This is a genomic window from Acinetobacter psychrotolerans (assembly GCF_048552595.1).
In the GTDB taxonomy this organism is placed as follows: domain Bacteria; phylum Pseudomonadota; class Gammaproteobacteria; order Pseudomonadales; family Moraxellaceae; genus Acinetobacter.
The window spans coordinates 1-9107 of record NZ_JBIMDK010000032.1 but is presented as its reverse complement, the minus strand read 5'-3'; the positions used below and the strand labels follow the sequence as shown (position 1 = coordinate 9107).

Sequence of the window (9107 nt, the reverse complement as noted above, 5' to 3'; positions counted from 1 at the left end):
TTAGATCCTGGGACGTTGAGAATATTAGAAAAACCGCAAAATCGACTATTTTTTAAACAATTTTATTGGCAAGAAGTATCAAAACTGCTCATAAAAAAGCCGACTTGTTTCCAAGTCGGCTTTTCGGGGTTGCGTCCCCGATTTTTTATAACATAACTTGTTGAAATATAAAACTATTTTTATATGCGTTTCGTATAACGCCCATTATGTTAAATGGGCAGTGATTTTCCGCTGAATAGTGAATTAAGAATGCTCTATAAAATCATTTGTTATTTGCCTTTTAAAGAAGGATTTATCTATGGGAAAGTGGCAATTAATACTTTCTTTACTTCATCTGACGTATTTGGATCTACTTTAAGCTCATTAACGGCTTCAATAATCCGTTTACGAACAGCTTCATTCTCTGGCAGTGAACCCTTAATCTCATGTTCTTTCTGAGTGAGTAGCGAAGCATTATTAAGAGCACCCAGAGCCAAAATTTGAACGTTTGGGTTCGTATCCTTTAAATAAGGAATAATATCGTCTGCTGCTTCAATTGGGTCTAAATTCGTTAGGGATACAAGAATTACACTTAATGCATCAGGGTTCGATTCATTTTGTTTCAACAAATCAACTAGCTTATGGATTTTATCTTCTCGTGAATATGTAGGGCTATCATTAATAGCAATCGTACTTTTTACCCATTTAGGAGGCATTCCATGAGGGAGATTGGGCGCATTGTTAGTGATACCGTCATTAGCATTAAGAGTATTACGGTTGGAACTGATCTTTTCTTGAGTTTCCATCAGCTCTTTACTATGTACATCATCACTTTTTTTGGCAAAAATAAAAAATCCAATAAAAGCTACTACGATTGCCGTAATAACTAAATAAATCAACTTACTATTATTTTTCATATTACCTACGTTTTTAAATAAGAATGTTGTTACATCAATAGAAAAAGCATCAAAGAAACTTTAAATTATATTATTCACCAATTAAATAGGCTCATTCAACGCTTTTTCCAAGAGTTGATATAGTGTAATAATTATTGAGTAAATAAGAGAATTAAGTTAATGAAATACTCAAAAGAAAAAATAGTAAAAGCCCTATTACTTGCTCCTTTACCACTACTTTTTTTCACAGCATTGCTATTTATCATAATGAATCGTGAATATAGTCTATATTCAATTTTTGTGGTTTTTGCAGGGCATGGTCTTGTTTACTTAGCTTATAGTATTTTGACAGTACCTTTTAGCTTTATGGTCTCAATTCTTTTAAATCGTTATAGTATTCTTAATTTGCTAACTATCTGTATTAGCTCTTTAATTATTGCTATGCCATTTTTTGTTCTTTTTGGATGGAGCCATACAGGAGAAGTTTCGAAAGAATGGTGGAAGATGTATACCGACACTTGGACTATCTTTATGGCTCTAATTCCAGGCTTGTCTTATTGGTTATTTTTAACTGATTTTAAAGTTAAAGAATTATTAAAGAAAAAAATAATATATTTCAATATATTAGCTTTTGTTTTGACTTATTTGTCTTTGTTTCATCAGAAATATACATTGATAGACCGGATAGTTGTAGACAAGCTTGGAAAAGTTGAAGTTATAGGAGGAGGATTTCCATTACAGTTTTTAGTAGATGGTGAAATATCTCCAGGCGGTAGTATAGCGCTAGATCCTTTAAATATTATTATAGGAATAGATCAATTCATTTTTTTATATTTTATTCTTGATTATTTATTTTGGCTTATGTGTCTTTTAGTCAGTTATGCGTTTTTTCGAAAGATAAAAGTGAAATTATAATGTCTAAAATATTTATAAAATTAGGAATTTTACTTGTAGGTCTATGTCTACTTCTAATCATTAATTCATACAAACAGAAATTAAATCATGATAAAGAGATGGCAACACAGACAACAATACTTTTCTTTAATTCACTTGCTAAACATGATCTAGAATCAGCAATCAAATATGTTTGGCCAGATGCGCGATTACATGAAGATTTAAAAAGTTCTGAAAGGTTTCTCTCTTTCAAAGACTCAAAAATTTTAGAAGTAGTAAGGATTAATTATGATTCAGCGGAAAGTAGACCTGAGTATTATCAAGAATTTTATAAAATTATTTCAGTGATGGTAAAAGTTAAAGTCGTCCATATAGATGATGCTGGTAGTCCAGTAGGTGACTATATTTTATTTATTACTCTTGTGAAACAATCTCCTCAATCTGATTGGCTAATTACAGAATTTGGTAGTGGGCCTTAAGATAGTAATTATAGAGAAAAGCTAAAATTAACATAATACACCTTATACGAAATGCGTTATAATTATCTATAGAAATCAATGCTGTAGTTTCTTTTTTGCCCAACCTCCCCCAAGGTGGGCTTTTTTTTTATGATTTTTCACGTTCCACGCCTATTATTTAAGCAATGTTTCACGACTTTGTTCATATCAGTTAAACAATCGTGGTTAATCATAGGGTCTAAAAAAACGGCTCCAAAAGCCTCTTTTTTCCGGTTCCTGTTCAATGTGCTCCGGTACTGGAATCCGCTTATTTTCCCTCTGCTCTGGAGTAGTCAATCCGTCATGTTTCAGCTCAGGTTCTGACCGAGGATCCGTTGCTATATCTTGGCTAGGTTTCTGATCGGTAAACGTAGTCATATTAGTCTTTGGAGCTTCTAATAGACGTTGCATTGCCTCAATTTGCTCTTGATAGAAAGATTCTCGTTCTAAAGACTGGCTTTCTCTAAGTTGCGCTTGATTTAATTGCTTCTCAAGCAATTCAACTTGACGTTTGAGTAAGTCAATTTCTGTTAACTTTTGGCTGTCAATTGATTGACTCTGATTGACACCACTCCCTTTCTTTTGTGGTTCGCCAAATACTCTTAAAGCTTCTGAGAAATCAATTAAGCCATCTGCTCCTTTTGATAAATTTCCTTTATTTATATGAGCATATATTGCTTGTCTGGAAAACCCATATAGTTTTGCTAACTCTGAAACGGATAGTTTTTTCATGGTGTAAATGAGTTGTCAATTTGTGTTAATACTTCACTGTCAACTTTACATTGTCAATTGACACTATTCATTGAAAGCCAACTTTTCTAAGTAATGGAGTGAATTCTTTTACTCTCTCAGGATCTTGCAACATATCAGCTATACGTACAGCGAATTGTTCATAGCTTTCTGTACCTTGTGAATATTTACTCATCTCAGGAAGTTCGGAGAGCTTATTGGCGAATAGGTGACGTTGTTTATCTGTCATTGTTGAAAAGAGGTCTAATGTATTTGAATCTCTTGTAGATCCGACAGATTGAGTAGCCGACTTTTTTTGATTAAAGCTAAATGAAAAGCCTGTAATTGATCTGCCCGTCTTATGCTGTTCAACTTTGACAGTAATATCGGTATGTTCATTGACTTGTTTTAATGCAATGTCTAAGACATATTTTTTAAAATCATACATTCGTTTGTATTCAGTATCGAGTACCCCTATTTTTTGTCTGAAGTCGTACAGGGTTATGAGAGGCGTTTTTCCGGTACTACGCCATGCAATTAATATTTCATATAAACGAACGGCATAAGCACTTGTTAAATTGCTTATTTGTTGTATTTCATACTTTGTAAATTGTTCTTCTAGTCTAGTAATTAAAGGCACAATAGCGGGAGCAAAGATAAGTCTAACAACAGCCTCATTATCAATATAAGCAACCTCACTCACCCATCTTGATTTGTGATTAATAACATTTCCTTTTTCACTAAGGCTTTGATAACTAAATTGTCTTGCGAATAGATCATCACAAGCATCTTTTAATGCTTGATAAGCCGTATTTCGATGAACACCAAATTGATTGATATAACTTTCAGCATGAACTGTTAGAGGATCATTAGCATTTATTCCTTTACCCGACTCCCTTGCTTCAAGAATCGCTAGAAGAATTAACCGTTGCTCCACTAGATCAAGGTTATAACTGGCATTAATTAAGGCATTATCTTTAACTATTAGTTCTGTTTTCATATGAAAAGATTATGTTTTTAACTTAATAAGACGAGGTTATATTATCAACTCGCTTAATGCAAGGTAAACCTCGTTTTAATGCAAGGTAAACCTCGTTTTAATGCAAGGTAAACCTCGTTTTAATGCAAGGTAAACCTCGTTTTATAATCTCTAAGAATATTATAAATAAAGGTTTTTAGACCATCTAAAAGCATTTAAAAACTTTAAAATAATTAAAAGCCCAAGGAGTGAAAAATTGCCCTTGGTTTTCGCTTCACTTCGTTCGCTCAAACTCTATTGAATCTCGCTTTCGCTCGATTCGTCGGGGCAATTTTTGGTTCATATTTTCGTGACTTTTAGAAAAAGCAAAAGCAACTCGGAATTCGCTTCGCTCATCAGCTTTTTTTCTCGCTTCGCTCGATTTAGGAAGCAAACTTGAAAAGTTCGCACCCATTCGGGATGCTCTGTAAAGCAGGTGATTGATGGATAGGGAGCTTGTAATCAAGGAAAGGGATGGGATGGGCAAATTTTTTCAGTTCGCTCGTAGACACTCGCTCTGTTTATCGCCTCATGCCACGAGATTTCATTTTAGGAGCTTGTTGTTGTGCTTTGAGCTGTTGTTCTTGTCTAAGTTTCATTTGTTGTTCTGCTTTGATCTTATCCACACAGTTTTTAATAGCTCGGTAGGATTGGTAGAGGTTCTGATATTGCTCGGCTTTGGCTGGATGCTCTTTTTGGTACTGTGTCCAGGCATGTGCTTTGAATTTTTCGTTTTCCAATAAATCCTTCACACCATTTTTTTTCTGGTATTCATGTCTATCTTTCAGTTGTTTGTGTTCCTGGTAAATCGCATCACGTTGTGCCTCCCAAGCTTTTTTTCCAAACAGCAAGGGCTTGTTCTGACCTAACTCGTTGTGTTGATCCACCAGGCTTTGCAATTTGTCATGACTTTGTTTGAGTCCGTTTTTCACAATGTCTTGGGCGAGCTGCTGATTGAAGTCATTTTTGTGCTTTTGTTGTTTACTCAGGATACCTTCGACTTTCTCAAGATTGTGTTGCATAAAATCTAGGTCTAAATTCGCCTCTTTTGCGCTTATTTCGCCTTTGAGTAGTTTGCTTAGGGTTTCTCTCTGTATGTATTGAAATTGCTCTTCTGCGCTTAATGGTGGCGTTTTAGCACTATTTTGGATATGCATCTGCTGTTCTGTTTTTAGTTTTTTGAGTGTGATCTCATTTTCAGCAATCAGTAGATCCATATTTTTGCCGTATTGCAGCTGAGCCTGATTTCTTTCTTTGATCTCATCGTTGGTTCGGCTGATTTCGGTTTCGATGCCTCTTCTGCGTAGTTCGGTGACTTTCGGTCCTTCGTGCAGGGTGGCCTGCAAGCCATTTTCCTGGTCTTTGTAGCTGCGGTGGTCAACCCTTGCTGTGGATCCGACCATGTCGAGGTGCATATTGCAGATATCGGCAAAGTGTTCGCGCCAGTGCTCGATTTCTCCACTGTGTTTCTGATCGAGTTCCCGAGTTTTTTCTGTAAAACCTTCTGGCGTGAGTTTACGTGTGCTCATCAGGATATGGGCGTGATAATTGCGCTCATCACTGCCGGATCCGGTATGTGGTGCATGGATGCAGGCATCGACGGCTATTTGGTGTCTTTCCACGATGCTGGCACATAATTCTTCGAGCATGGCCAGACGTTGTTCCTGGTTTAATTCACTTGGAAAGGCAATTTCAAATTCCCTGGCTACAGTCGAGTTTTTTCGGGTTTCGCGTTGTTCGACTTCGTTCCAGAGTTTTTCTCGGTTTTTTAAATGTTCTGGTGCGCCTTCGGGTAAGTAAATCTCTTTGTATTCCACCCCGGTTTTTCGGCTGTAGTCATGTTCTCGGCCTTCACGTTCACAATAGATCTTTTCACCTGCCCGATAGGCAATCGCAGCAGTGGCGGATCGCCCTGCTGATCGTGCTACTGTTTTGACTGAAAAGTGGTAAATCGCCATGCTTGTTTTTCGCTTTTAAATTTTCACGTAGTGAAATACAACCGTGGATACGGTTGTTGGGGTATTGGGGTTCCCCCAATCGGACTTGCAAACAAAGTTTGCATAAGTGCGCTCTTCGAGGAAAACATTACTATACATATAGCACCTTGAATGCATATTCAAGGTGCTTATGTTAGGGATGGTTTCCCAGGATGATGGTATTGGATTAATGAGCATTACTGAAACACTAGACAGCAAAATCAAGGCACAGGAAGAAAAGCTAAAGCAGTTAAAGGCTCAAAGACAGGCAGCACTGGCAAGAGAACGAGCCAAAGAGAAAGAACAGGCTCGAAAGGATGATACTAGACGCAAAATTTTAATTGGATCCTGTATGTTGAAAATCACCGAAGATGATGAACAGGCCAGAGCTAAACTAATTGCTCAGATGGATAAATATTTAACAGATGAACGTGACCGGAAGTTGTTTAATTTATAATTCTTTGGATAGCTTTTTTATATAAACATTTAATTTAAAAGTTAATACTTTCTAAGTTATTTAAATTTACTTTCAGTTCTGTTGGTTGTTTTCCTGAGATGTAAACGTATAGAAAACTCTACTTGGGTTAATCCCATTTTTTCACACCCTGCTTTAGAGTCAGGCAGCCTAAGGTCTGTGGCTTGGCTTGCCTGAATTTCATCACGTTTTATGGCACCTGCTTCTTTTAGTGAAAGGACAAGATGATCAAATAGTTTGTTATTCATGGAGCGGTCCTTTCACATTATTGAAGCCTGGTGGAAATTTTTTATTGATCTGAAAAAAATCTGCCCAAAACTCTACGCCTAAATTTACTAAAGAAGGATCAGTTTCAAATAATTCCTTCAAATTTTGTGCACTCGTATCTGATTTCCAAAATAGGCTATGTAAAGTGACTGACTGCTTTGCAATATTCATCGTATTTTCATCTGAATAGCGAACGAACAGCGAGATAACCTTTTCATCATTTTCATAAAGAAAGCAAAAAATGATTTTTTCAGAAGAGTCATGTCCTAAAATTTCATCTCTTTTCATAGGTTTTAGTACTCATTTCATCAAGTTAACAGAAGGCAATTTCAATACTTCTGATTTTATAAATTTTACTCTTTCAATGATGCAGAATCCTTTATCTATTTCTAATAATCAGTCTTTTAGAATGAGTTTTATACAAAAAATGAGGGAAAAACTCCCTCATTTTTCTTAGTGTTGTTCATGTTCTTTGTAGTACTGATGCTGTCTTCTGGAATTATGTTTCCAACTTTTAGCAACTTTATAGACATATGCTGGAAGATCATCCCATGCTTCAGCTAGACCAGGCCCTCGCGCTACACGAAGTTTAAGAGGATAGTTTTTATATTCAATGCAATGAATTGAATAAAAGCTTTTCTCTTGGTGTGTACTGAATTTTTTATGATAAACACTTTTCACATTAGGAAAGCGTTTATAAAAATAATCATTAGGATGTGGTTTTTTTACAGATTGATGATACTGAGATTTCAGTCTTTTCATGATTCCTCCTAGGTAACATTACCTAGAAGGGATCCTGTGCAAAGTAGTTCATCCTATTGCTCCTAATCTAAAGGGTGATTTTTGAATTCTTCAATATGGTTTCACGCAGAATTTTACGTATGCATATTTGATAGCCTTTATCCTCAGAATTATATAAGAACTCTGCTTGTTAAATCTAAACAACCAAAAAGCTGAAAATTAATATTCAATAATACTACATAGTGGTATATGATGTAGTTACTACAAGGTAGTATGAACATCAGCAATGTATACAATATGTGAAACCCCATTATTTACTAAATACTGTCTTGTTTATTGGACTCAGGAAGAGTACGAAGAATTTAAAACATTCTTGGCATTAAATCCTGAAGCCGGAGATGTAGAGCCTAATTCAGGTGGCATTCGTAAAATTAGATGGACGAGTGGTGGTAGGGGTAAAAGTGGTGGTGTCAGAGTCATCTACTTTAATCGTTTAACAAATGGAGAGATCTGGTTATTAACCCTGTACAGTAAAAAGCAAACGGTACAGCTTAGTAAGAAAACTCTTCAAGCATTGGTGGAGAAATTAAATGACTCGTTTAATGACTGAAAAAGAACTCGAAGCTTTTGAAGCAACCAGAGATATTGAAGCTGAAATCTTGCTAGGTATAGATGACATGCTTGCTAATAATGCTGCTAAAAGAACTGTAATCACTGAGACCGATGTAGCATTAGCTCGTAGAAAGGCTCAACTGACACAAGAACAGTTTGCCAAACTTCTGGGTGTTTCGAGACGTACACTCGAATCTTGGGAACAAGGTGCTAGAAGACCTTCAGGAGCAGCAACATCCCTTATTCGATTATTTATTGTTGATCCACAATTTGTAAAAGAAAGCCTGGCTTGATTTATATAGCTCTCGATTGAGGGCTATTCGCTATAACCAGATTCGAGAATCATGATGAAGCATTTAGGATTTGTCGGAAAAAGTACAGAACATCTTGGATATACACATGTTGAAATTATTAACAGTTCTCTCCGACTGTCTTTCAACGTGCCATTAAAGAATAATCCTGAGGAAGTCTTTAGAAAAATGGTAGAAAGCAACTACGATTTATTAATGGCGACCTCATCAGAAATTTCGTTTGAATTAGACCATGAAATAATTGAAAATTTAGAAAAATTAATTAAAAAACAAGGTATTGAGTTGGAGGAATTTATTCAGGATACGTTGGTTAAATTTATCAATCAAAACCAATCAGATACTGCCCACTAATTACTATATTCAGGCAATAAAAAACCCCGGCATCCTGCCAGGGTTTTTTATTGGAACATTAGGTCTCTGTGCTCTTGCGTGTCTTATATAGCGCCATCCTGGTGCTTATTTTTAATTATATGGAACTTCCTGTTCCTGACCACTTAATCATATGAAAATTCTATTATTACGTATAGACGCAAAGGGCCGGAATTGTTGTGAGCATATGCGTACAAGATAGGCTAAAAACTGTCCCAGGTTTATCCGCAGGAAATGGGGATAATTTTAGATCCTGGGACGTTGAGAATATTAGAAAAACCGCAAAATCGACTATTTTTTAAACAATTTTATTGGCAAGAAGTATCAAAACTGCTCATAAAAA

The 9107-nt window shown here is 35.9% G+C and carries 12 protein-coding genes and 2 pseudogenes; 7 read left to right on the top strand and 7 right to left on the bottom strand.

Features of this window, described 5'->3' with window-relative positions; translation table 11 throughout:
• Positions 1 to 296: 296 nt before the first annotated feature.
• Complete coding sequence (locus tag ACG94X_RS16550; RefSeq protein ID WP_117008188.1) at positions 297 to 896, bottom strand: HEAT repeat domain-containing protein; 600 nt, start codon at positions 894 to 896, stop codon at positions 297 to 299.
• 159 nt (positions 897 to 1055) lie between these two features.
• On the opposite strand from ACG94X_RS16550, the pseudogene ACG94X_RS16545 reads away from it, so the two are divergent.
• From ACG94X_RS16545 to ACG94X_RS16535, 3 genes and pseudogenes are all read left to right on the top strand, one after another.
• A pseudogene (locus ACG94X_RS16545) lies at positions 1056 to 1466 on the top strand (hypothetical protein); the annotation flags it as partial.
• A 30-nt stretch (positions 1467 to 1496) separates the two neighbouring features.
• Complete coding sequence (locus ACG94X_RS16540) at positions 1497 to 1790, top strand: hypothetical protein (RefSeq protein WP_227504502.1); 294 nt, start codon at positions 1497 to 1499, stop codon at positions 1788 to 1790.
• Complete coding sequence (locus ACG94X_RS16535; RefSeq protein WP_005804943.1) at positions 1790 to 2248, top strand: hypothetical protein; 459 nt, start codon at positions 1790 to 1792, stop codon at positions 2246 to 2248. The genes ACG94X_RS16540 and ACG94X_RS16535 overlap by 1 nt, the downstream gene beginning before the upstream one ends.
• A 204-nt stretch (positions 2249 to 2452) precedes the next feature.
• On the opposite strand, the gene ACG94X_RS16530 is transcribed toward ACG94X_RS16535, so the two are convergent.
• From ACG94X_RS16530 to mobQ, 3 genes are all read right to left on the bottom strand, one after another.
• A complete protein-coding gene (locus ACG94X_RS16530; RefSeq protein WP_303275637.1) occupies positions 2453 to 2998 on the bottom strand; it encodes a plasmid replication DNA-binding protein in 546 nt (181 codons plus the stop codon).
• Between the two features lie 67 nt (positions 2999 to 3065).
• A complete protein-coding gene (repM, locus tag ACG94X_RS16525) occupies positions 3066 to 3995 on the bottom strand; it encodes a replication initiation protein RepM (protein WP_419384769.1) in 930 nt (309 codons plus the stop codon).
• Positions 3996 to 4534: 539 nt separating this feature from the next.
• Positions 4535 to 5971: a MobQ family relaxase gene (gene mobQ, locus ACG94X_RS16520; RefSeq protein WP_419384768.1), complete on the bottom strand. Its 1437-nt coding sequence runs from the start codon at positions 5969 to 5971 to the stop codon at positions 4535 to 4537.
• 208 nt (positions 5972 to 6179) lie between these two features.
• On the opposite strand from mobQ, the gene ACG94X_RS16515 reads away from it, so the two are divergent.
• On the top strand, positions 6180 to 6446 hold the full coding sequence (locus ACG94X_RS16515; RefSeq protein ID WP_146857204.1) for a DUF8583 domain-containing protein: 267 nt from the start codon (positions 6180 to 6182) through the stop codon (positions 6444 to 6446).
• Between the two features lie 83 nt (positions 6447 to 6529).
• Here the strand turns inward: ACG94X_RS16515 and ACG94X_RS16510 are convergent.
• The 3 genes and pseudogenes from ACG94X_RS16510 to ACG94X_RS16500 all read right to left on the bottom strand — a co-directional run.
• Positions 6530 to 6712: pseudogene (locus tag ACG94X_RS16510) on the bottom strand (transcriptional regulator); the annotation flags it as partial.
• Entirely contained in the window at positions 6705 to 7019 is a 315-nt protein-coding gene (locus ACG94X_RS16505; protein WP_114837847.1) for a hypothetical protein, read from the bottom strand. The pseudogene ACG94X_RS16510 and the gene ACG94X_RS16505, both read right to left, overlap by 8 nt.
• 165 nt (positions 7020 to 7184) lie before the next feature.
• Entirely contained in the window at positions 7185 to 7493 is a 309-nt protein-coding gene (locus ACG94X_RS16500) for a hypothetical protein (protein ID WP_111810818.1), read from the bottom strand.
• Between the two features lie 265 nt (positions 7494 to 7758).
• On the opposite strand from ACG94X_RS16500, the gene ACG94X_RS16495 reads away from it, so the two are divergent.
• From ACG94X_RS16495 to ACG94X_RS16485, 3 genes are read left to right on the top strand one after another with little or no spacing between them, the layout of a single operon-like run.
• Positions 7759 to 8082 carry a type II toxin-antitoxin system RelE/ParE family toxin gene (locus tag ACG94X_RS16495; protein ID WP_000288001.1) on the top strand — a complete coding sequence of 108 codons (324 nt, stop codon included), beginning with the start codon at positions 7759 to 7761 and terminating at the stop codon, positions 8080 to 8082.
• Positions 8063 to 8377: a type II toxin-antitoxin system RelB family anti-toxin transcriptional regulator gene (gene relB / locus ACG94X_RS16490; RefSeq protein WP_111810819.1), complete on the top strand. Its 315-nt coding sequence runs from the start codon at positions 8063 to 8065 to the stop codon at positions 8375 to 8377. Before ACG94X_RS16495 ends, relB begins: the two co-directional genes overlap by 20 nt.
• Positions 8378 to 8428: 51 nt before the next feature.
• Positions 8429 to 8746: a hypothetical protein gene (locus tag ACG94X_RS16485; RefSeq protein ID WP_228254635.1), complete on the top strand. Its 318-nt coding sequence runs from the start codon at positions 8429 to 8431 to the stop codon at positions 8744 to 8746.
• The last annotated feature ends 361 nt before the right edge of the window (positions 8747 to 9107 follow it).

Coding starts and splice junctions, on each gene's coding strand:
- ACG94X_RS16515 (WP_146857204.1), top strand. CDS start 6,180: ATGAGCATTACTGAAACACTAGACAGCAAAATCAAGGCACAGGAAGAA.
- ACG94X_RS16495 (WP_000288001.1), top strand. CDS start 7,759: ATGTATACAATATGTGAAACCCCATTATTTACTAAATACTGTCTTGTT.
- ACG94X_RS16550 (WP_117008188.1), bottom strand. CDS start 896: ATGAAAAATAATAGTAAGTTGATTTATTTAGTTATTACGGCAATCGTA.
- repM (WP_419384769.1), bottom strand. CDS start 3,995: ATGAAAACAGAACTAATAGTTAAAGATAATGCCTTAATTAATGCCAGT.
- ACG94X_RS16485 (WP_228254635.1), top strand. CDS start 8,429: ATGATGAAGCATTTAGGATTTGTCGGAAAAAGTACAGAACATCTTGGA.
- ACG94X_RS16535 (WP_005804943.1), top strand. CDS start 1,790: ATGTCTAAAATATTTATAAAATTAGGAATTTTACTTGTAGGTCTATGT.
- ACG94X_RS16530 (WP_303275637.1), bottom strand. CDS start 2,998: ATGAAAAAACTATCCGTTTCAGAGTTAGCAAAACTATATGGGTTTTCC.
- ACG94X_RS16505 (WP_114837847.1), bottom strand. CDS start 7,019: ATGAAAAGAGATGAAATTTTAGGACATGACTCTTCTGAAAAAATCATT.
- relB (WP_111810819.1), top strand. CDS start 8,063: ATGACTCGTTTAATGACTGAAAAAGAACTCGAAGCTTTTGAAGCAACC.
- ACG94X_RS16500 (WP_111810818.1), bottom strand. CDS start 7,493: ATGAAAAGACTGAAATCTCAGTATCATCAATCTGTAAAAAAACCACAT.
- mobQ (WP_419384768.1), bottom strand. CDS start 5,971: ATGGCGATTTACCACTTTTCAGTCAAAACAGTAGCACGATCAGCAGGG.